Origin of the sequence: Flavisolibacter ginsengisoli DSM 18119, from assembly GCF_900129295.1 — a bacterium.
Taxonomy (GTDB): Bacteria; Bacteroidota; Bacteroidia; order Chitinophagales; family Chitinophagaceae; genus Flavisolibacter; species Flavisolibacter ginsengisoli.
Map to the genome: position 1 here is coordinate 18,727 of NZ_FQUU01000019.1, position 23,678 is coordinate 42,404.

Here is a 23,678-nt window from a genome sequence, read left to right on the forward strand (position 1 = left end):
GCTGTCAGATAGTTGTATAATAACTATCATTGATTACAACCTAACAGGTGGCTAGTTTTAATTTAGTGACAAACATTACAATGCAACTTCCTAATTTTTAAAAATTAGTCTATGAAAGGGTTTAAAACTAACATCGAAAAGGACACAATGGAAAACAGGAACTTCCGAAAAGTACTCTATACAGGCAAGCACCTTCAACTGGTATTAATGAGCCTGAAAGCGGGGGAAGAAATAGGAGAAGAAACGCATAAAGATGGCGACCAGTTCTTCCGTGTGGAGAAAGGAAATGGAAAATGTTTTGTAGATGGGCATGAATACCCGTTACATGATGGGGATGTCCTGGTGGTTCCTGCCGGTGCAAAGCATAATGTGATCAATACCGATAACAAAGAAGATTTAAAGCTTTATACGCTTTATGGTCCTCCGCAACATAAAGATGGAGTAGTGCGTGCTACCAAAGAAGAAGCAGAAAAGAAAGAGGAAAAGTTTGACGGTAAAATAACAGAGACGGGTAAGGCCATACCAGTGCTTTGATAAATTATAAAACGGTAGGGGTGTAAATCTTCCTGGAAGTATTACCTACGCCTGCCAGCGCAGAAAAGTCTTTGGCTGTTCATTGGCAAGGTGCCTGTTTTTATTAATGCAAAGAGTAAACTACCTAAAAACAAAAGGCCGGGAGAGCCGGCCTTTTACCGTAAATAGCTTCCCTTCTCTATAAGTCTTCACTTAAACATCAAGGGGCAACTACACTATTTTAAAATTCAATCTTTCTGAACTCAACTTCTCCACCTATTAAACCTATGCTTTTTAAGCACCTGGTATTCCATTACCAGGATAACTGCATTAAAGACTTAGAACATCCATTCAATCCATGGCTGGCTTTTGATTCACTATTACTTCAAATGCGCCCTTAACATCCAGGCCATCTTTTCATGGGTTTCCATCAGGCCTGTTATAAAATCACTGGTACCGGCATCTTTCCATTCTTCAGCATAGCGGTCTATATTTTCACGTAAATGAATGATGATCGTCTCGTGATCACCAAGCAGGGATTTCATGAAACCGGCACTGTCATTTTTGGCCCTTGATTCTTCACTCAAATGCGTTTCTGCCAGGAAGCCTGCCAGCGTGGCTTCTGCATAGTGGCCAATGGTGCGGATGCGTTCAGCAATATCGTCAATGATGCTTTCGAGTTGCTTGTACTGCTCTTCAAGGAAACGATGGATGGTCAAGAAATCAGCCCCTTCTACATTCCAATGCGCCTTCCTGGTTTTGATATACAACACATGCTCATCTGCCAGTAAAATGTTCAATGATTTAGCTATTTCCGCAGTATTTGCCGGCTTAATGCCAATTTCGGTTTTCATGATCTGTTAGTTTATGTTTAAAGAATTAGTAAATAAAATGACGGCCCTGGATCCTGATTGCTTTTACTGCTACTGTGTTTTGTTTTCCGGCTCATTTTTGATGAACACCAGGGCGCCGGAAGGACATTTGGCAATCTGCTGTTCCAGTTTTTCCGCTGATGCACCACCGGGATCGATCCATTTCCGTAAGCTTGGTTTAAAGACCTGTGGCATTTGCGTCCAGCACCGGGTGGAATGCTGGCAGAACTCCGGCTTCCATAAAACAGTCACCTCCTCGTTGGCATATTTAATGGTTTTGGCATCCCCTTCCCTGTAAACAAAGACCCTTACTTTTAGTTCACCCTGGAGGATTTTGGAAATGGGACAGGCCTTTGCTATGTCCAGTAACTGCATTTTCTGTTCATCACTAACTGGACTTATAAACAAAATATCGCAATCAATGATGGTAGTGGTTATGCCTTCTTTAGTTTCCTGGTACAGGTTGGCGTTAACGGCTACCTGGTCAATGGTCCAGCCTTTCCGGTCAATATACATGCGCAGTGTGATCAGCTTACAGGAAGCCAGGGAAGAAAGCAAAAGCGTGAAGGGATCCGGGCCAGTATCTTTTCCACCAATAGTTGTTGGCTCATCGGCAACAAACTTTCCATTCCGCCATTCAATAGTGCATTGGTATTTACTATTGCCAATAGTGCCATGAACAGGTTTTTCTAATTTGTATTTCATAGTAATGGTGCTGGTCCTGTTTGTTTGATAAAAAAATGGGTAGTCCGGGAATAAATGACCGTTTTATTCCTTGTTGGGATCAGTAAAGGATAGGCTACAATATGGTTGAACATTGCCTGGCATTTTGCTGGACTGGTTGCTACAAGTGGTATCATTTATTACGGTTTGGTGATGGCAGGAAAGAAAACCTTGAAGAGTAGGGACCGTGCTTCTTAAAGTTATGCTTATTATTCCATTTCACAGTTACCCATGGGGGTTAGGGTAATGAACTGTGTAAATAGGAAAGTTATAGTGAGGAAGAAAAAATTTCCTTGCGCAACGATGAGGGGCTAAATTTTCAAAGGAATACGGATCGGTCCTTCACCCTTATCAACTCATCAACCTATTAATCTTGAAACTGTCCGGATAACATTGTCCAGCTTAAGCTTTTTTTAGTTTTTTAGTTTTTCATTTTGCCTTGCTCTCGCTGGCATATATCTCCGAAAAGTATTATCTTCAAAAGAACGAAAACTGACCAGGTATGCCAATCTACATGGATGTGCACAATGTGCCCGGCGTCAAGGCCGGGGACGTAGCAGGGGCTCATGCCAAAGACCTGCTCCACCAGGATGATTACGGTTGTAAATGCATGACCTATTGGGTAGACGAATGGCGGGAGACCATCTTTTGCCTCATAGAAGCGCCTGATAAGGATGCGGTAAAGGAAATGCACCGCAATGCACATGGCCTGGTTCCCAACAAGATCATAGAAGTCAGCAGCTCTGTGGTTCAATCCTTTTTAGGGAGGATCTATGACCCCGAGGAAGCTGAGGTAAATAATGAAGGTCTTAAAGTGTTCAGTGACCCTTCCTTCAGGGTGTTGTTACTCACCAGCACAACTGACCCTGTGCTGCTGCGTCACCAGCTTGGCGCCGATCATGCTAATGAACTGTTGAACAGGCATAATCAAATCATAAGGAAGATGATCGCGGAGTATGGCGGCAGTGAAGTGGAGCATGGAGGCAATGGCTTTATCATCTCCTTTACATCAGCTGCCAAAGCCGTTTCGTGTGCACTGGCACTGCAACATGAACTCCATGGTATGGAGAACCTGGGTATTAAGATGAGCATCAGCGCGGGCGAGCCTATAGAGAAGAGCAACAAGCTTTTTGGTGATGCCATACAAAAGGCGCAATGCATGTGCGCTATCGGTAAATACCTGCAGGTCGCGCTGGCTTCGTCTGTGAAGGAAATGGTGGCAAAAGATTATAGCACCAATGGCAATGGGTTTTTTACACTGCCGCCGCAGGACGAACAACTGCTGGAAATGTTGTTTGCCAGGCTGGAAGAACACTGGCAGGACCCTGATTTTGACATCGAGGATTACTGCCATGAAATGGCCATGAGCAAATCGCAGCTATATCGCAAAACTGTTGCGTTGACGGGTTTTTCACCAAATACACTGCTGAAAGAATTTCGCCTGGAAAAGGCCAAGCAGCTCATGAAAAAGCAGCACTATAATGTGAGCCAGATTACTTTTGATTCCGGCTTTACCAGCCCATCCTATTTTACCAAGTGCTTCAAAAAGAAATATGGATTACTGCCCATGAGCTATATGGGGATGCTGGGGTGAGGATTATTTAATAGGTAAGATTTAATATTTAATATTTGGGGTCGCTTTGGTGGAAGAGGTTGACAAGTTAACAGGTTGAAAAGTTGACAAGGAGGGTTTTCTAATAAAAGCTTTCATTCCTGTTTTAATTTATTGTGCCTTCGGCGAGTCACTTTTTGCTTGCTCAAAAAGTAACCAAAAAGAGCAGGCAAACACCATCGCTCCGCGGGTTTTGCCGGGCTAGCGCACAACGGTTATTACTACTGATGGCTTGATGCATTTTGATTACGGTCTTTCCACGATTGTGCAGTCTTCACCACAATTGGTAGATACCTTTAGTTTAATCACGTGCTATTCGGGGATACTGCAGGCACTGAATTGCGGAGGGAGGGCTTCGGCCTAAAAGCGGCAGTGCAATCGAATTTCCGCAATTAGGTGCTGCAGGCAGTTTTAAATTCCAGGTGTTTTTGCGTTTCGTTAGATTAATACCAGATACAGTTCTTAAAAGTGTAAAGTTTCTTTCTCTCTTCTCTGCGAACCTTTGCGAAAAGCTCTGCATCCTCTGCGATACTGATTACGCAATAAGATGCATGGGTATGTTGCCATTGGCACTGAAATCTTTTTCTGAGGTCCAGCTTATAGGAAAAAGGGATTGAGGGTGTTTTATTTTTTATGATTGGTGCCTTCGGCGAGTTCCTTTTGTTCGTTTTTTTTGCTTGCCCAAAAAAAAGAACCAAAAAAAAGGGCAGGCAAACCCCAACGCTCCGCGGGTTTTGCCGGGCCAGCGCACAACAGTTTTTACTACCGGGGGCTTGATACATTAAGATTACAGTCTTTCATCTATAGTTTTTACTTCACTACAAATAGATAGAGTCTGAAGATTGATCACGTGATATGCGCAGAAACTAAAGGCGCTGAATTGCGGAGGGTAGGCTTCGGTCTATTGAGCTTTCAGTAATCGAATTTCCGCAATGAGGCGCTGGACGAGGTTGCAGGTTCGTTCAGTTTTTTGGTTACGTTGAATTTGGTGGATCTTAGGTCATACAGGCTTTACTATTTCAACAGTCGCCTATGTTTTTGCCACAGATCCCGCCAAAGGCGGGATGACAAGGAACAGTGTGATCGATTGCCGGAAGTACTAGTGTCAATCAGCCTCAAACAATATATATCTGTGCCTCTCTGTGTCGCTCTGCCTCAGTGGTCCCTCTCTCTACTAGTGAGACTCTCTCCTTATCAACTTGTCAACTTTTCAACCTTTCAACTCAACGCTCCGTGCCTCTCTGTGTCGCCCTGCCGCTGTGGTTCCTCTCTCTACTCCTGACTACCGACTCCCGACTACCGACTCCCTCCCTTTTCAACTTTTCAACCTGTCAACCTTTCAACTTCCTCCTTCGTGTTCCTTCGTGCCTTAGAGTCTTAGTGGCCTCTCTTCTTATTGATCAAAATTTACCATTTGTTGAACGATTTGTTACAGGTGCTGTGCTATTTGTTGAACGATTTGTTACAGGGTATGGGCATGGTGTGAGGGTACCTTTATGCTTCAACACTCAAACAAACTATTATGAAACGAATGACCAAACAATGCGCACTTTTTGTTGCCCTACTGCTATTGGGCAGCTATAGCGCTATGGCCCAGGCTACCAGCGGTAGCACGGCGCCCACTGCCAATGCTCCTGTATTAAAGACCTACCTGATCGAAAGGGAGATCCCTGATGCAGGCAAGCTGACACCAGCCCAACTGAAAACCATTTCTCAAACCTCATGCGCTGTATTAAAACAAATGGGTCCTTCCATTCAATGGGTACAGAGCTATGTGACCGGCAACAAGATCTACTGCGTTTACAAGGCTGAAAATGCAGAACTGATTAAAGAACACGCTAAAAAAGGCGGCTTCCCGGCCAACAACATCATCGAGATCGCCAATGTGATCAGTCCTGCGACGGCGCAATGATAGTACTCCCCCGGGAGCGCACACTATTCATTGCACTGCATTTATTCATTCATCATTCAAACAGATAGAAAATGAAAAATTCTAATAACAGCGCCTGGCGCTGTAAACAGCCAGCTATTGCCCTTTATAAAATTACCAGGGGTTTGATACAACATCCTGTGCAACTCTCTGCTATCCTGCTGCTTTGCCTTACAATGGAAGCCTGCCAGAAAGAAGGCATCAAGGAAAACACCAGCACCGAAACCGTGCAGGCTATACAAGGTAAGGAAGGCAGAAGCGAGGTGATAAACTATTATAGTGGCCTGTCATGGCAGACCACCATGGAACTGCAACAGGCACGCGCCGCCACCGCCAAATACCGCAACATTGACAATGCTATCAAAGATGGTTATGCAGATATAGCTGTGGACGTAGAGCATATGGGTCACCACTATATGAATACCAGCCTGGTTGATGGCACTTTCGATATCAGGCACCCCGAGATACTGGTCTATAACAGGGATGCAAATGGAAAGCAGGTGTTGGTAGCCGTGGAATACGCGGTGCCGCTCACTGATCCTATGCCGGAAGGATTTACAGGTTCTCAGGATGTATGGAACGGCACTTCAGGTTTCCCTCTTTGGTTATTGCATGCCTGGGTATGGGCCTACAATCCTGATGGTGTGTTCAACTGGACCAATGAAGCAGTGGAGCTGCATTAGTATATGCAATTGTTTTAATTAGTTTCTCATTTCAGCCTTACCTGTCCTGGCAATTGCCGGGGCAGGTTTTTTTATGACAACTGGTAATTAGTCTCAATGCCTACGCCATTGACCAGGGTCTGGTATACTACGCAATACCTTTCCGTGAGTTTACGAAGGCTGGCCAATTGTTCTTCGCTGGCATTCGATTGCAGGTTAAAGGAGAGCCGGATATTTTTAAATCCTACCGGGGCTTCTTTGGAAACACCCAGGGTGCCTTTGAAGTCAAGGTCACCTTCTGCCGATACCGTGCCTTCAATGATTTCAACGCCAATGGCTGTTGCCACTGCCTTGAGTGTAACACCTGCGCAGGCCACGAGTGCCTGTAAAAGCATATCGCCTGAACAAAGCTGCAGGCCGGTGCCGCCTGTGGCGGGGTGCAATCCAGCTTCGCTGAGGGCCCTGCCTGTTTCCACACTGCAGGAAATGCCTTCACCCACATTGCCATGAGCTTTCAGGGTGATGATGGCAGATTCTGGTTGCTCACGGTATTTGTCTTTTAACGGGGTTTGCAGTTCTTTGAGCTCTGTAGCATTCATTTGTTTAAAGTACAAAAAAAGGGTGGGATATAAATCCGCGCATGACTGGATTAAATAACCAGGAGGTCTTTTTTCCTCCGGATTCCTTGAACAATTGTCTTACGATGATTGTTTGGTACTTTTAATGAATGGAAGCATAAGAAATCCCTTATCCTTTCTTAAATAAATTTCACTGCTTACAATGAAACTCTCTACTGGTAATATAATGCATGTATGAAACCAAAACGATTAGCGCTAAGTGATATTGCCAGGCAATTGAACATATCCACTACCACCATTTCTTTCATCATGAATGGGAAGGCCGAGGAAAAAAGAATAAGTCCCGAACTGAAAGAAAAGGTTTTAAAGAAGATCAAAGAACTGGGCTATGTGCCCAACCAGCTGGCCAAAAGCCTGCGCACGGGCAAGACGAATATCATAGGGTTGATCGTGGAGGATATATCCAATAGTTTCTTTGCCCGCGTGGCACATATGATAGAAGAGGAGGTGAACAAAAGAGGGTATAAGATCATCTATTGCAGCTCGGAGAACAGTGTAGAGAAAATGACGGAGGTGATCAATATGTTCCGCGAGAGCCAGGTGGATGGTTTTATCATTACGCCAACGGAGGGTGCAGAAACTGAAGTGAATAAGCTGATCAAAGACCGGGCGCATTTGATCCTGTTCGACCGTTACTTTCCCGGCCTCGATACCAACTACGTGGTGCTGGATAATAGCTATGGCAGTTATATAGGTGTGAAACACCTGGTGGAGCGCGGCTACAAGAAGATAGGGTTTGTTACCATAGATTCAGACCAGTCGCAAATGATTGATCGTTATAACGGTTATGCAAAAGCGATAAAGGAAGCCGGGCTAAAGCCATACGTGAAACGTATATCATTTTTTGATGAACCTAATGCAGCCATCCGTAAGATGGAAACCTTCCTTAATAAAAAAGACAAACCGGATGCTGTTTTCTTTGCCACCAATTACCTGGGCATCTATGGATTGGAGGCCATTACTAATTTGCAATTAAAGATCCCAGACGATATAGGCGTCATCACGTTTGACGACCACGACCTGTTCCGTTTATTTAGACCATCCATTACCGTTATAGCGCAGCCGATAGCCGAAATGTCAAAGGCCATGATCAATATATTGCTCGATGAAATAGCCACGCCAGCCAACGCTCTTAAAACCCGGCACATGGTGCTGCGGCCTTCCCTGGTGGTACGGAATTCCACGAAACAGCCTTGTTAAAGAAATTGAAAAATAAATTTGCTAAATCGATTTAGTATACTATTTTTAGTACCTAAACACTTGCTGCATGGAAAAAATCAAACTCTTTTCTGCTAAGATCTTCCGATTGAAAAGAACCCCCCACTTTAAAACAATCACATAAAAAATGAACTGGTCTTTTTAAAAGATCAACGTCCGCATTTGGTATAAACCGTATTCCCTTTATTGGTGGTCCTGTAAAAAAAGGAAAGAAACCTCCTAAGGGGCATGCTATGCTTATTTCATTCTAAAAATCTCTATCGAAGGTTAAAATTTAAAGTATGATCACACGTAAGTTGCTATATAATACAGGCACTGTTATACTTTTCCTATTGCTTCACTCAGGCACTGCGCTATTGGCGCAGAATGGTACGGGCCAGATCAAAATATCCGGTATCATCAGGAACAAACTGAACGAAGTAATGAAAGGTGCCACCGTAGAAAATCTGAATACCCATCAATCTGTATTGAGTGGTTCCAATGGCCAATATGTTATTGCCGCCAGCAAGGGCGATTCGCTGGTAGCTTCCTTTGTAGGCTACACGCCTTTCCGCTGGGCTTTCACCGACCGTATTGATTACGACATTACACTGGAAACAGTGGCAGGAAGCTTAAATGAAGTGGTGGTGGTAGGTTATGGCCGGCAAAGAAAGATCAGCCAGATCGGTTCGCAGGCCATATTGAATACACAGGACCTGAAGCAACCCATTGCCAATGTAGGTGCCGGTTTGGCCGGTCGCCTGGCAGGACTGGTTTCTGTGCAGCGTACCGGTGAACCGGGTCATGATGATGCCGACATCTGGATACGTGGTATTGCCACTATGAACAATTCCAGGCCGCTGATATTGGTGGATGGAATAGAAAGATCATTGAGTAACCTGAACTACGAGGACATTGCTTCCTTAAGTATATTAAAGGATGCCTCAGCTACAGCAGTATATGGTGTAAGAGGTGCCAATGGCGTGGTGCTCATCACCACTAAAAGAGGTAAGCCCGGAAAACCCGAGTTCTCTTTTGATTATATGCAATCTGTGACCACCTTCACCAAGATGCCTAAAATGGCTGATGGCAAGACCTATATGGAAATGGCCAACGAAGCCCTGACCACAAGAGGTGATGCACCCAAATACAGTGATGAATATATTGCCAATACGCTGGCAGGTAATGATCCTTACCTCTATCCTAATGTGAACTGGATAGATGAGGTGTTCAAAAACCGCGGTTCCAACAGGAAAGCTACCCTCAATATCAATGGCGGTGCTCCTTCCGCTTTCTATTATGTGTCCCTTGGCTATTATGATGAGAAAGGCTTTTTGAAATCGGATCCTTACGAACCTTACCACAGTGGTATCGGTTTTTCCCGCTTCAACTTCACCAGCAACCTGACATTGAAAGTGACAGGAACTACTTCCCTGGAAATGGGATTGCAGGGCTTTTACAGCAATGGTCACTACCCTGGTGTGAATAATGGAAACAACCCGGGCGATGCAGGACAGGTGAACCAGATATTTCAATCTGTAATGGATATGCCACCGGTTGAATTGCCACTGACCTATCCCGGCGATACGACCTCTGGCCGTAACCCCAATGGTGGTTTCAGAAATCCTTTTGATGCCGCTACCAAGTCGGGCTACGCCAACCAATACAAGACACAGTTATATACCAACCTGCGCTTGCGCCAGCAACTGGGCATGCTGCTCCGTGGTCTTTCTTTTACCACGATGGTGGCCTTTGACAACTACAGTGAATTGGGCATCAACCATGGTAAAAGGGTGAATGCCTACATAGCCAATGGCCGCAACCCTGATGGCTCATTGAATATGCAACTGACCTACCCTGGCTCCAATTCGCTGGGCTATGACAGATACAATGGTGGTAACAGGCGCTTCTACACCGAGTCGGCCCTGAACTATGACACCTCTTTTGGTAAACACCGTGTGAGCGGCTTGTTGCTATTCAACCAGAGTGAATTCGTCAATGCTTTTGCAGGTGATTTCACAGGCTCCATTCCTTTCCGTACACGCGGACTGGCGGGCAGGGCTACTTATTCATACAACGACAAATACTTTGCAGAATATAATTTCGGTTACAACGGCTCTGAAAACTTTGCACCTTCCAAACGCTATGGTTTCTTTCCTTCCTTTGGACTGGGATGGGTGGCTTCAAATGAGAAGTTCTTCGAGCCTGTGAAGAAAGTGGTAAGCTTCCTGAAGTTCCGCTTCTCTTCCGGTATGGTAGGAAACAGTGACCTGGGTAGTTACCGCTTTGTGTACCTTGACCAGGTGAATACCAACGCCGATGGGTATACGTTCGGAACCAACAGGAGTGGTAATGGCGGCTACCAGATCAGCAGCTATGGTGTGGATCTTAGCTGGGAGAGCTCGCACAAGACCAACATAGGTATGGAGATGGGCCTGTTCAATGCAGCTACTTTACAGGTGGACCTGTTCAAAGAGCACAGGACGGGTATCTTTTTACAAAGAGGTACAGTACCTGAATTTGTTGGATTGACCTCCGCACCTTATGGAAATATTGGTGTAGTTGACAACGCAGGTATAGATGTGTCACTACAGCAGAATCATGTGCAGATCGCCAGGAACCTGTTCCTGAGCCTGCAAGGTAATTTCACTTATGCCCGCAATAAGGTGATCACCAACGATCAGCCTGACCAGAAATATCCATGGCTGAACAGAACAGGACAGAATGTGCTGGCAAGGTTTGGCAATGTAGCACAGGGCTTATTCAAGGACTCTGCAGAGATCCTGAACTCTGCACAGCAAACATTTGGCGAGGTAAGGCCTGGTGACGTTAAATACAAGGACCTGAATGGCGATGGCGTTATTGATGCCTATGACCAGACAGTGATCGGTAATGGCGATGTGCCTAATATCCTTTATGGTTTTGGTTTTGACCTGTCATATAAGAACGTGAGTCTGGGTGCTTTCTTCCAGGGACAGTCAGAAGCCAGTATCCTGTTGCGCGGCAACAGCATCCAGCCTTTCTCCGGCGATGGTGGAGAAGGCAATGCGTATAGCATTATCACTGACAGGTGGACACCTGAAAACCCCAATCAAAATGCATTCTACCCACGCCTTGGTTTTGGCGGTCCCAAGAACAATAACAATAACCAGGTGAGCACATGGTGGCAGAAGGATGCCAGCTTCCTGAAGCTGAGAACTGTAAAGGCATCCTATACCTTTCCAAAATCAACCTTCAGCAAATTGGGTATCAGAGGTGCGTACATCTATGTGTTGGGAGAAAATGTGCTGACGTTCAGCAAATTCAATCTCTGGGATGTGGAGCTGAATACCTCTAACGGTGTGCGGTATCCGCAGGTAGCTGCCTATTCAATGGGTGTTCATTTTGATTTTTAAAATTCACTAATTAAGAGAGTATGAAACGTTTATTATATACAGGAACTGCTTTCCTTCTATTGATCAATATATGGTCCTGCAAGAAGGGTTACCTGGACCAGGTGCCGCAAGACCGTACCACTATAGAGCAGGTGTTTGCTCATAAAAACACCGTGGATAAGTTTTTGGCTAATGTGTACTCCTATGTAAGGGATGAGTCGGACCAGCGCTTCATTGGTGGGTCGCATGAAGGTGGACCCTGGACGGGCGGTTCCGATGAAGCAGAATATGACTGGAGCTTTGTGGGCAGCAACTACATGAATGTTGGCTCCTGGGGACCAACCAGTGGATTTGTGGATGATTTCTGGTCCAATTACTATACTGCAATCAGGTCCTCCACCTATTTCATGGCGCACGTAGGTGAGTGCAAGGAAATAACAGAGCAGGCCAATGGACAGCAATTGCTGGCGCGTTATGTAGCCGAAGCAAGAGCTTTGAGAGCCTATTATTATTACAACCTGGTGAAGATCTTTGGGCCTGTGGTGATCATAGGCGATAATGCCATTGCACCTGATGCCTCATTGCCCGATGTGCAACTGGCGCGCAGTCCTTTTGATTCCTGCGTAGCTTATATCTCTTCAGAATTTGACAAGGCAGCCGCTGACCTTCCGGATGTTCCTGCCAACCCAAGTGTTGACGCGGGCAGAATGACAAGGTCTGTAGTAATGGCCTATAAAGCTGAAATGTTATTACTGGCAGCCAGTGATCTTTTCAATGGCAATCCTGACTATGCTTCCATGAAGAATGCTGATGGTAAGCAATTGATCAGCCAGCAAAAAGATGTTTCCAAATGGGCAACGGCGGCAGCAGCCTCCAAGGCCTTTATTGATAAATATGTTCCCAATACTTTCGACTTGTACAGGGTACGTGATAACTCGGGCAATATTGATCCTTACCTGTCCTGCCGTGACGTAATGCTCACCGACTGGAACAAGGAGTGGATCTTTGCTATTGTAGGATCTTCTGCCACCACCCGTCAATACGAGGAAACACCTTACCATGCCGGCAAGGATGGTTCTATCCGCGGCAGCGGTGGCCTCGGTGCTACCCAGGAAATGGTGGATGCCTATTACATGGCTAATGGTTTGTCTATTGATGATCCCAACTCAGGTTATACGGAAGATGGCTTTTCCAGCGCTGACGGGTACCATACACGTGCGGGCACTTATAACATGTATGTGGGCAGGGAGCCACGCTTTTATGTAGGTATCACCTTTAATGGCAGTGTATGGCTGAACACCACTACCAGTTCGGGTACGGTGATCACTGAAACTTATTACAATGGAAATTCGGGTAAGCGTGTAGGTGGTAATGATTATTCACCTACAGGATATATCGTACGCAAGAACATGCCAATTGGTGACTGGAGAGTTGGCAACAGGGCCTGGCTTTTGTTAAGGCTGGCAAATATTTACCTGGATTATGCCGAGGCATTAAATGAATCAGCTCCGGGCAATCCCGACATAGTTAAGTATGTGAACCTGATAAGAGAAAGAGCAGGTATTCCCTTGATCAGTGAAACCCTCTCACAGGACCAGATGCGCCAGGTGATCAGGAAAGAAAGAAGGGTGGAGCTGGCATTTGAAAATGTACGCTATTTTGATACCCGCCGCTGGAAGATAGCCGAGCAAACCGATGGTGGCCCCAAGCACGGTATGGATATCAACGCTGGTAACAGCCTTACAGATATGAGCTTTTACAAAAGAACAGTATTTGAGAACCGCGTATTTCAAAAGAAGCATTACCTGTGGCCTATCCCACAGAAAGAGCTGGATGTAGATAAGAACCTGGTTCAGAATACAGGCTGGTAATACTATTTGTTTTTTGTATTAAAATAATTGTGAGCTAATAAATCATTCATTCATGAACATCAATTCTAAAATATTTACCGCTGTAGCCCTCCTCGTTTCGGGGGCTGCAGCCATCACTTCCTGCAATAAGCCGGATGTTATCAACTATAGCCAGGAGGGCAAGATCTATATGCCGCAGGCCGCAGGTGACATCAGCAATATGGACATGATCCTGGCAGATACCCCACAGGTATTTGTATTCGGGGCGGCCTATGGTGGCCTGAACTATCCCAGCCAGGATATAGCTGTAAAGTTTAACATCAATTCAGCAGCCGTAAACGATTATAATGCTGCGCATGGCACTTCCTACGTATTGCTACCGCAAGGCAGCTATACCATACCTAAGCTGGATGCTACCATTAAATCAGGTGCAACCAGTTCGGATGCCATACCAGTGAGCATTATTACAAAGAACCTTGACAGGAGCCAGAAATACATATTGCCTGTGCAGATCACCTCTGTGTCATCAGGCTTTATAGACAGTGCGCTGAAAACAACTTACTTCACCATTGACACCATTCAAAGGCTGGAGAAGGATATTACCGCCAAAGCTACGCTGACCGTAAGCCAGGACAACCCGGGCGGTGCCGATGCAGGTGAAGGCTCTAAAAAGCTGGTGGATAATAATAACAATTCCAAGTTCTTAATAGCTGGTTTTCAGCCAGGCTTCTGGGTGCAGCTGGAGTTTCCAACACCTGAAAAGATCGGTGCCTATACCATTACCTCGGGTAATGACGCTCCTGACCGCGATGCGGTAGACTGGCAGCTGGTGGGCTCAAATGATGGCACTAACTGGACGGTGCTTGATAATAAAGCTGGCCAGGTGTTTCCAAATCGTAACCAGGTGATACGATTTGAATTTGATAACAACACAGCTTATAAATATTACAGGATGATTATCAATGCCAATGGCGGAAGTAATCTCCTGCAGATCAGCGAGTGGAGGTTGATCACCTATCCATAGGCTATAATTGATGTTTCAATTACAATATTTATAACAGTAAGAGAATGGCAGTTGGAACCGATATAAGTGTCATTCTATTACTTCAAACTGATGATCGACAAACAAAATATTCGTGGGTTAGTAAAGCGTCTTTTCCTATTTATATGCCTGCCGGGTCATTATGTATGTATGGCCCAGCAGGTTATAAATACGCCTGAGAAGACATCTTTCCAGACAGGAAGTGCCTGGAGGCCCGAGATAGATGTGCGTTCAGATATTGCCATTATCTATGGGGCAGGTAATAAACCGGGAATGAGCTTTGAACAAAGAGTAAAGTCCTGGCGTGATAGAGGCTATCAGACAGATTTTATGACAGGCATTGCCTGGGGGGAATATGATGATTATTTCCTGGGCAAATGGGATGGTAAAAATCACCTTGGCGATGGACAGGTGATGCAAAATGGTGATACCATCTGGCACGGCCATAATATTCCCTACGTTGTTCCTGTAGCTTCCTTTATCGAATACATGAAAACCGGTGTGGTGAAGAAGGTGATAGATGCTGGTATCACCTCCATATTCCTGGAAGAGCCCGAGTTCTGGGCAAGAGCCGGGTACAGTGAAGGTTTTAAAAAAGAATGGCAAAAATATTACGGCTTTCCCTGGAGGCCGCAGCACGAATCGCCGGAGAATACCTGGCTTTCCAACAAATTAAAATACCAGTTGTATTACAATGCCATCAAAGAGGTCTCCTCTTATGCAAAGGCGTATGGTAAAAGCAAGAGGTTACACATCAGGGTCTACATTCCCACGCATTCGCTGGTCAATTATTCTTCCTGGCATATAGTAAGTCCCGAAGCCAGCCTGGCTTCTCTTCCTGGCATTGATGGCTATATCGCCCAGGTATGGACAGGAACTTCAAGGGAGCCTACCTATTATGACGGCAGCATGAAGGAAAGAGTTTTTGAGAACGCTTTCCTGGAGTATGGGTCCATGGTTTCCATGACAGCACCCACCAAAAGAAAATTATTCTTCCTTACAGATCCTATAGAAGACAGGGCTAAGGACTGGCAGGACTATAAACAGAATTACCAGGCCACTTTTACCGCCAAGCTATTATATCCAATGGTGGCTGATTATGAAGTGATGCCCTGGCCGGAACGCATTTATACACATCCCTACCGCCTGGCCAACAGCGAAGAAAAAGTATTGATACCACGCTATTACAGCACCCAAATGCAGGTAATGGTGAATACCCTGAACCAGATGCCGGTGTCGGCCAACAGGGTTTCAGGATCAAAAGGCATTGGCGTATTAATGGGCAACTCGCTCATGTTCCAGCGCTTTCCTACACACAATGGTTTTGAAGACCCGCAGTTCTCCAATTTCTATGGACAAACATTGCCCTTGCTGAAGCTGGGTGTGCCTGTAGAAACCGTGCATATGGAAAACCTGGCCTATGTCAATACACTGAAGGATATCAAATTGCTGGTGGTGAGTTATTCCAACATGAAGCCCTTAGCTGCCAGCGTACACCAATACCTGGCTGACTGGGTGAAAAAAGGTGGTGTGCTGGTGTATTGCGGCAGCGACCTGGATCCCTATCAGACCGTGCAGGAATGGTGGAATAAAAAGCCCTATCATTTCAAGGCGCCATCAGAACATTTATTTGGCTTGTTGCACATCAGGCCGGGTAGCAGTGACCAAAAATTCAAGGTTGGAAAAGGAACTGTTTATGTATTGCGCAGCGACCCCAAAGCATTCGTGATGAACAAAGAGGGGAGCACTGCATTTTTAAAGGCGGTGAAAGAGGGTTATGAAAAAGATGCCAAAGCAGGTACGCTGCAATTTAAGAATTCATTTTTCCTGGAAAGAGGTCCTTATGATATCGTTTCAGTGATGGATGAAAGCATCAGCAATGAGCCTTACCGGGTTCATGGACCTGTGATAGACCTGTTTGATCCGCAATTGCCTGTATTGAATGAAAAAACCGTTCAACCGGGGCAACAGGCGCTATTGTACAACCTCGCCCGCATCAATCATAAAGAGAAGCCACAAGTGCTGGCGGCTGCTTCCAGGATCTATGAAGAAAAGGTTGGAGAAGGTCAATATTCATTTGTATCAAAAAGCCCTGTCAATACCACCAACAGCATGAGGATATTACTGCCGCGGGCACCTGCTGCAACCATCCTGGCTGATGCCAAAGGACAGCCGGTAAAAGATGTGGTCAGCAAATGGGATGCTGCTTCTCATACCTTATTCCTTGGTTTTGATAATGATCCAAACGGAACCAGTGTACTGATCAAATGGTAGGCAGGCAGAGGGTATATTTTATTTGAAAGATATTGGCTGGTGCAGCCATGATATATAAAAATTGGTGAACCTTGAATAAACACTTGATAGTTGCAGGTTTATTGCAGGCAGGCATATTATCCGCCTTCGCTGGTGGTAAGGAGCCCGTGGCATACGTGAATACGCTGCAGGGAACCAACTCCAGGTTTGAGTTGACGCGGGGGAATACTTATCCCACTACTGCCCTTCCTTTTGGTATGCATACCTGGACGCCTCAAACAGGGAAGAATGGCGATGGATGGAAATACCAGTATTTTAAAAAGACCATACGGGGCTTCCAGCAGGCGCACCAGTGCAGCTCCTGGACCAATGACTATTGCGTGTATTCCTTTATGCCGGTAACGGGTAAGCTGGTGGTAAATGAAGACGAGCGTGCAACAGGTTTTCAACATGCAAATGAAACAGCTAAACCGAATTACTATAAGGTAAGCCTTGACAATCATATTGTAACGGAAATAGCGCCTACAGAAAGAGGCGCCCACCTGCGCTTTAGCTTTCCAAAGGGAAAATCCTATTTAGTATTAGATGGATACACGGGTTCCAGCCAGGTGAAGATCTGGCCTGCGGAAAGAAAGATCACGGGCTATGTCAGTAACAACAGGATGATCAATGGCAGCCTGCTGAAAAGTTATTTTGAGATTCATTTTGACAAGCCTTTTAAAAGCTACGGCACCTGGGAGAACAGGAGCAATACCATTCAGCAGGGACAGCAGGAAGCAGAAGGGAAAGGCATTGGCGCCTATATAGAATTTAAGGATGGGGAGAAAGTATCCGCAAAGGTAGCTTCCTCCTATATCAGCCAGGAGCAGGCTGCTGTTACACTGGAAGCAGAGCTGGGAAAGTTTAAACAACTGGAAGACACAAAGGCAGCTGCTGCCAGAGTGTGGAATGAACACCTGGGAAGAATAAAAGTGGAAGGTGGCACTGAGGAGCAAACGGCAACCTTCTATTCCTGCTTCTTCAGAGCCAGTCTTTTTTCCAGGATGTTCTATGAATATGATAAGGAGGGGAACCCATATTACTTCAGTCCCTACGATGGCAAAGTGCACAAGGGCTATATGTTCACCGATACTGGCTTTTGGGATACATTCAGGGCGCAGTTTCCGCTGAATACCATCATGTATCCAACCATGCATGGCCGTTATATGCAGGCTTTGCTGGATGCACAGGAGCAATGTGGCTGGCTGCCTTCCTGGTCTTTTCCGAATGAAGCTGGCAGTATGATCGGCAACCATGCCATTTCATTGCTGTCAGATGCATGGGCAAAAGGCATCAGGACCTTTGACCCTGCAAAAGCATTGCAGGCTTATTTACACGAAGCTACCAACAAAGGCCCCTGGGGCCCTGCCAATGGACGCGACGGATGGAAGGAATATTACCAGTTGGGTTATGTACCATATCCTGCCTACAGGGAAGCCACCGCTAAGACACTGGAATATGCCTATGACGATTTTTGCGGCTACCAGCTGGCAAAAGAGAGCGGTAACCATTTTTATGAGAATATATTTGCCAGGCAAATGTTCAACTACCGTAATGTATTTGATTCTTCCACAGGTTTCATGAGAGGCAGGGATGCCACCGGCAAATGGACCCCAGGTTTCGACCCGGTAGAATGGGGCGGTCCTTTTACTGAAGGCAATGCATGGCATTGGCAATGGTCTGTATTTCATGATGTGCAGGGGCTGATCAACCTGATGGGAGGCGATACCAATTTTAACGCGAAGCTGGACTCTGTATTTGCTGTGCCCAACACCGTGAAGGTGGGCACCTATGGTGGAATGATCCATGAAATGACGGAGATGGTGATGGCCAATATGGGCCAGTATGCACATGGTAACCAGCCCATTCAGCACATGATCTATTTATACAATTACAGCAACCAGCCCTGGAAAGCGCAATACCATGTAAGGGATGTAATGGAGAAGCTGTATAATTCAACAGAGAATGGCTATCCTGGAGATGAAGACCAGGGGCAGACCTCTTCCTGGTATGTGCTGAGTGCCCTCGGTTTTTATAGTGTCTGTCCCGGTACAGATCAATACGTGATGGGAAGCCCTGTATTTACTAAGGCAACCATAACATTGGAGAACGGGAAGCAGTTTATTATCAAGGCCGATGGAAACAGTAAGGAACATGTGTATATTAAGACTGCTACATTGAATGGAAAACCTTTTGATCAAAACTGGCTTTCTTATAATGATATTGTGAATGGAGGACAGCTTCAATTGCAGATGAGTGATCAACCTGCCTATAACAGGGGCATTGCCACTGCCAGCAGGCCCTACTCCTTATCGAATGATAAGAGTGCTGCTGATAAAAAATTTTAAAAGAACAGGTAAATAATAGCATAGTATAATTTAATAAAAGTAATGATGAAACTAGTATTGAAGCATATCCTGGGAGTGGTGGTAGCTGTAGTTTGTAGTGTGCAGGCAGGAGCGCAAATGGTGGATAAAGTGAGTGACCCGGTGGAATGGATCAATCCCTTGATGGGAACAGAATCAAAACCCAGCCTTTCTAACGGTAATACCTACCCGTCTATCTGCGTACCCTGGGGCATGAACTTCTGGACGCCACAGACAGGCAATATGGGTGATGGCTGGGCCTATACCTATACGGCTGATAAGATCAAAGGATTCAAACAAACCCACCAGCCTTCACCCTGGATGAATGACTATGGACAGTTCTCCATTATGCCGGTAACGGGTAAAGTGAAATTCAAACAGGATGACCGGGCCAGCTGGTTCTCTCACAAAGCAGAAGTATCCAAACCTTATTACTACAGTGTGTACCTGGCCGACCATGATGTGACCACAGAGATCGCACCAACGGAAAGAGCTGCACAATTCCGTTTTACCTACCCGCAATCTGATAGTTCCTTTATTGTGATCGATGCCTTTGATAAAGGTTCTTATGTGAAGGTGATACCGGAAGAAAGAAAGATCATTGGTTATACCACGAGGAACAGCGGAAGTGTGCCAAAGGATTTCAGGAATTATTTTGTTATTTATATTGACAAGCCATTTACAGTCACCTATACCTGGAAAGATGATGCATTATCTCATGATAAAGAAGCCAGTGCCAACCACACCGGTGCGGTGATAGGCATTAAAACTTCCAAAGGAGAGCAGGTGGCACTCAGGGCTGCCTCATCATTTATCAGCTATGAGCAGGCTGAGACCAGCCTTTCAAGAGAGATTGGTAAGGATGGTTTTGAGACAACCAAAACAAAGGCCAAGGCAGCATGGAACAAACAATTAAACCGTGTGCTGGTGGAAGGTGGTACCATTGACCAGGTGCGCACGTTTTATTCCTGCCTGTACCGCACCTTGCAGTTTCCGCAAAAACATTATGAACTGGACCAGCAGGGAAAGATCATTCATTACAGTCCATATAATGGCAAAGTGATGCCGGGCTATCTATTTGCCGGTACCGGCTTCTGGGATACTTTCCGCGCCCTGTATCCTTTTCTCAATTTCCTGTATCCTTCTATCAATAAAGAAATGCAGGAAGGCTTGATCAACGATTATAAAGAAGGTGGCTTCCTGCCCGAATGGAGCAGCCCCGGTTACCGTGACATCATGGTGGGTAACAATTCTGCGTCTGTTGTTTCAGATGCCTATATGAAAGGAATGAGAGGCTATGATATCAACACGCTGTATGAAGCACTGATAAAGGATGCCAATACAGAAGGACCGGTATCTGCCGTGGGCAGAAAAGGGGTGAAGTATTACAATGACCTGGGTTATGTGCCTTATAATGTGGGTATCAATGAGAATGCGGCCCGTACACTGGAATATGCCTACGATGATTTTACCATCTACCAACTGGCAAAAGCATTGAAGCGCCCACAGGCAGAGATAGACCTGTATGCGAAGCGTTCGCAGAACTACCGCAACCTGTATGATCCTTCCTCCAAATTGATGAGAGGTAAGAACGAGGATGGTTCCTTTATGTCTCCCTTCAATCCATTCAAATGGGGTGATGCATTTACAGAAGGGAATAGCTGGCATTATAGCTGGAGCGTGTTTCATGATATAGCAGGATTGATAGAGTTAATGGGAGGGAAGGCGCAGTTTGTGAATATGCTGGATTCCATTTTTAAAATGCCGCCTGTATTTGATGATAGTTATTATGGTGGGGTGATCCATGAGATTCGTGAAATGCAGATCATGAACATGGGACAGTATGCCCATGGCAACCAGCCCATTCAGCATGTGCTGTACCTGTATAATTATGCCAATGAACCCTGGAAAAGCCAGTACTGGATACGCAATGCCATGAACAGGTTGTATAAAGCCACTCCTGATGGCTATTGTGGTGACGAGGACAATGGCCAGACATCGGCCTGGTATGTATTTTCTGCCATGGGTTTTTATCCTGTTTGCCCGGCAACTGACCAATACGTGTTAGGTACACCACTGTTCAAAAAGACAACCATTTCATTTGAGAATGGCAAGAAGCTGGTGATCAATGCGCCCAATAACAGTGCTGAAAATGTGTATGTGCAATCCTTACAATTCAACGGGAAGCCTTACAGCAAAAACTATATCAGCCATTTTGATATACAGAAAGGCGCTTCCATGAATTATGTAATGAGCGCTACGCCTAATAAAAAGCGGGGCATTACTGCTGCCGATCTGCCCTACTCTTTCTCTGCTGACAAAGCCAATGCAGATATAATCAGGCAGGCGAAAACAGTGCAGGAAAAAAAGGTCTCCTTTAAAGAGGAGGACTCCTTGCATAAGGATGGGTACACTTTGATCATTAAAAACTATGACCCTTCTTTCGATCCGGCTGAAAAGCAAAAACTGATCAATACTTTCTTTGAAGTTTACCCGCAACAGGCGAAAGCTTATAATGCCAATACCCTGAAGCGCATCACTTTTGTCATTGACCCTAATTACACTGGTGTTGCCGAAACCGGGGATGGTGTGGCCCGTTACAGTTCTCATTGGCTGAAAAAAAACCCTGAGGATATTGATGTAGTGACACATGAAGTGATGCACGTGGTGCAGGCTTATCCTAATGAATCCGGACCCGGATGGTTAACGGAGGGCATTGCTGATTATGTACGATACAAGTATGGTGTGAACAATGAGAAGGCAGGTTGGTCATTGACCCCATTCAAGGCAACGCAAAGCTATACTAACAGTTACCGCATCACGGCGCGGTTCCTGGTATGGCTGGAGAAGAACATTAAACCGGGAATAGTGAATCAATTGGATGCTGCCATGCGTTCGAAAACGTATACGCCAGGTATATGGATGGACCTTACCGGGAAGTCCCTGGACGAGTTGTGGGGAACGTATGCAAGTAACCCTGTTATTTAATTATAATGAAGCCTGCTCAAAGCTGATCGGGCCCTTGAAAACAAGTAAAAGCAAAATCTATTTATGTCGGTTGTTTTAGGTGTTGATATCGGTGGTTCGCATATAACTGCTGCATTGGTGGACCTTGAATCGAGAACAGTAATACCCGGTTCCCGGAAAAGAAAATTAGTTGATTCGAAAGCCGGTGCACAGGAGATCATTGATGAATGGTGTTCGGTGATAAGGGAAGCTTTCCAGGATACTGATCGTGAGCAATGGAATATTGGAATAGCCATGCCAGGTCCCTTTGATTATGAAAAGGGCATTTGCCTTATAATAGACCAGGATAAATTCCTGTCTTTATATAAAGAGGATCTCTGTAAACTGCTTGGTTGTCACCTGGGGATAGATCCTACTTCCATAAAATTTATGAATGATGCTGCCTGCTTTTTACAAGGCGAGGTGTTTGGTGGGGCTGCCAGGGGATACAACCCTGTTATTGGGCTAACACTGGGAACAGGATTGGGATCTGCCATTTGCAGGAACGGTATCGCGGAAGATGCGGACCTCTGGAAGTCACCATTTAAGGAGGGTATCGCAGAAGATTATTTATCCACCAGGTGGTTTGTTGCCCGGTATCAACAACTGAGTGATAAAACGGTAACAGGAGTGAAAGAACTTATGGAAGAAGAATCGCTCTTTGTTAACCAGGTATTCAGGGAGTTTGGAGCAAACCTGGGAGATTTCCTGGTGCCCCTGTTAGAACAAACAAAAGCATGGGCTGTGGTGCTGGGTGGAAACATAGCAAATGCACTACCCTTTTTCTGGCAATCATTGGATAAACAAATAAGAGTGCATTATCCGGATGTTATTATAAAACAGGCACAGTTAAATGAGGATGCATCATTGATAGGTGCAGCCAGTTGCTGGCAGAAGGAGGGAGGGTCGGGAGTTGGGAGTCGGGAGTCGGGAGTAAGGGAGGAGTTGAAAAGTTGACAGGTTGAAAAGTTGATAAAGGAGGGACTGAATATCGAATGTCGAACAAGGAATATCGAATGATCAAGGAGAAAGAAGGGAACCACAGTGGCAGAGCGACATAGAGATGCATGGAGAGATTTTGCCACTGAGGCACGAAGGCAAAGGAGGCATAGGTGAAAGAATTTCGAACAATAGAACAGATGAACAATTATGAAGGAAGTAAAAGTTCTGCCATGTTCCGTAGGAACATTTTGTTGGTAGCAAGAAGATAGTGGATGAAGCAGCGTGCCGTAGGTACGCCTGGTGGGTTAAAATGTTGAAATGTTGACTAGTTGATAAGGAGAGGGAATGTCGAATGTCGAACAAGGAATATCGAATGATGAAGGAGAGAGAAGGGAACCACAGAGACAGAGCGGCACAGAGAGGCACAGAGTTTTTTGCCACGAAGGCACGAAGGCGCAAAGGAGCGCAAAGAAGAGAGAAGTTGAAAGGTTGACAGGTTGATAAGAAGAGAGTCGGTAGTCGGTAGTCTGGAGTCGGATGTAAGGAGGAGTTGAAAAGTTGACAGGTTGAAAAGTTGATAAGGAAGAGAGGAGGAATATCGTATAGTTTCTTGGGGCTTCATAGATGTATCATATGCTACTAATAAATTAAATTATGAA

Annotated in this window: 16 protein-coding genes; 12 read left to right on the forward strand and 4 right to left on the reverse strand. The window is 45.4% G+C overall.

The genetic code is table 11. The features are described 5' to 3' along the window. The first annotated feature begins 111 nt into the window (after positions 1-111). Positions 112-534 carry a cupin domain-containing protein gene (locus BUA53_RS17520; protein WP_072836696.1) on the forward strand — a complete coding sequence of 141 codons (423 nt, stop codon included), beginning with the start codon at positions 112-114 and terminating at the stop codon, positions 532-534. 359 nt (positions 535-893) lie between these two features. Here BUA53_RS17520 and BUA53_RS17525 read toward each other — a convergent pair whose 3' ends face one another. The 3 genes from BUA53_RS17525 to BUA53_RS21285 form a co-directional block, all read right to left on the reverse strand. Beyond that, positions 894-1,367, reverse strand: a complete 474-nt coding sequence (locus BUA53_RS17525) for a Dps family protein (protein WP_072836697.1) — start codon at positions 1,365-1,367, stop codon at positions 894-896. 69 nt (positions 1,368-1,436) lie between these two features. Then, positions 1,437-2,090 carry a (4Fe-4S)-binding protein gene (locus BUA53_RS17530; protein ID WP_072836698.1) on the reverse strand — a complete coding sequence of 218 codons (654 nt, stop codon included), beginning with the start codon at positions 2,088-2,090 and terminating at the stop codon, positions 1,437-1,439. Further along, positions 2,087-2,245 (reverse strand): hypothetical protein, encoded by a 159-nt coding sequence (locus BUA53_RS21285; RefSeq protein ID WP_175546109.1) that lies wholly within the window; start codon positions 2,243-2,245, stop codon positions 2,087-2,089. The genes BUA53_RS17530 and BUA53_RS21285 overlap by 4 nt, the downstream gene beginning before the upstream one ends. A 365-nt stretch (positions 2,246-2,610) precedes the next feature. Between BUA53_RS21285 and BUA53_RS17535 the strand changes: the two genes are divergently transcribed. From BUA53_RS17535 to BUA53_RS17550, 3 genes are all read left to right on the forward strand, one after another. Beyond that, positions 2,611-3,702, forward strand: coding sequence for a nickel-binding protein (locus BUA53_RS17535; protein WP_072836699.1), 1,092 nt, complete (start codon positions 2,611-2,613; stop codon positions 3,700-3,702). Positions 3,703-5,242: 1,540 nt separating this feature from the next. Then, entirely contained in the window at positions 5,243-5,632 is a 390-nt protein-coding gene (locus BUA53_RS17545) for a DUF4242 domain-containing protein (RefSeq protein ID WP_245793204.1), read from the forward strand. A gap of 71 nt (positions 5,633-5,703) precedes the next feature. Continuing rightward, positions 5,704-6,333, forward strand: a complete 630-nt coding sequence (locus BUA53_RS17550; protein WP_072836701.1) for a hypothetical protein — start codon at positions 5,704-5,706, stop codon at positions 6,331-6,333. 71 nt (positions 6,334-6,404) lie between these two features. Here the strand turns inward: BUA53_RS17550 and BUA53_RS17555 are convergent, their stop codons facing one another. After that, positions 6,405-6,911, reverse strand: coding sequence for an OsmC family protein (locus BUA53_RS17555; protein ID WP_072836702.1), 507 nt, complete (start codon positions 6,909-6,911; stop codon positions 6,405-6,407). Between the two features lie 213 nt (positions 6,912-7,124). Between BUA53_RS17555 and BUA53_RS17560 the strand changes: the two genes are divergently transcribed. The 8 genes from BUA53_RS17560 to BUA53_RS17600 all read left to right on the forward strand — a co-directional run bounded on the left by BUA53_RS17560 (position 7,125) and on the right by BUA53_RS17600 (position 23,034). After that, positions 7,125-8,150: a LacI family DNA-binding transcriptional regulator gene (locus tag BUA53_RS17560; RefSeq protein WP_072836703.1), complete on the forward strand. Its 1,026-nt coding sequence runs from the start codon at positions 7,125-7,127 to the stop codon at positions 8,148-8,150. A 299-nt stretch (positions 8,151-8,449) separates the two neighbouring features. Next, positions 8,450-11,542, forward strand: a complete 3,093-nt coding sequence (locus tag BUA53_RS17565) for a SusC/RagA family TonB-linked outer membrane protein (protein WP_084080228.1) — start codon at positions 8,450-8,452, stop codon at positions 11,540-11,542. Between the two features lie 20 nt (positions 11,543-11,562). Next, entirely contained in the window at positions 11,563-13,392 is a 1,830-nt protein-coding gene (locus BUA53_RS17570; RefSeq protein WP_072836704.1) for a RagB/SusD family nutrient uptake outer membrane protein, read from the forward strand. Positions 13,393-13,444: 52 nt separating this feature from the next. After that, entirely contained in the window at positions 13,445-14,395 is a 951-nt protein-coding gene (locus BUA53_RS17575; RefSeq protein WP_072836705.1) for a BT_3987 domain-containing protein, read from the forward strand. A gap of 90 nt (positions 14,396-14,485) precedes the next feature. After that, positions 14,486-16,687 carry a hypothetical protein gene (locus BUA53_RS17580; protein ID WP_072836706.1) on the forward strand — a complete coding sequence of 734 codons (2,202 nt, stop codon included), beginning with the start codon at positions 14,486-14,488 and terminating at the stop codon, positions 16,685-16,687. Positions 16,688-16,758: 71 nt separating this feature from the next. Next, the gene (locus BUA53_RS17585) at positions 16,759-19,053 is read left to right on the forward strand and encodes a GH92 family glycosyl hydrolase (protein WP_072836707.1); all 2,295 of its coding nucleotides are present in this window, start codon (positions 16,759-16,761) and stop codon (positions 19,051-19,053) included. A 42-nt stretch (positions 19,054-19,095) separates the two neighbouring features. Next, positions 19,096-22,059 (forward strand): GH92 family glycosyl hydrolase, encoded by a 2,964-nt coding sequence (locus tag BUA53_RS17590; RefSeq protein ID WP_175546110.1) that lies wholly within the window; start codon positions 19,096-19,098, stop codon positions 22,057-22,059. 63 nt (positions 22,060-22,122) lie between these two features. Beyond that, positions 22,123-23,034, forward strand: a complete 912-nt coding sequence (locus tag BUA53_RS17600) for an ROK family protein (protein WP_072836708.1) — start codon at positions 22,123-22,125, stop codon at positions 23,032-23,034. Positions 23,035-23,678 lie beyond the last annotated feature (644 nt).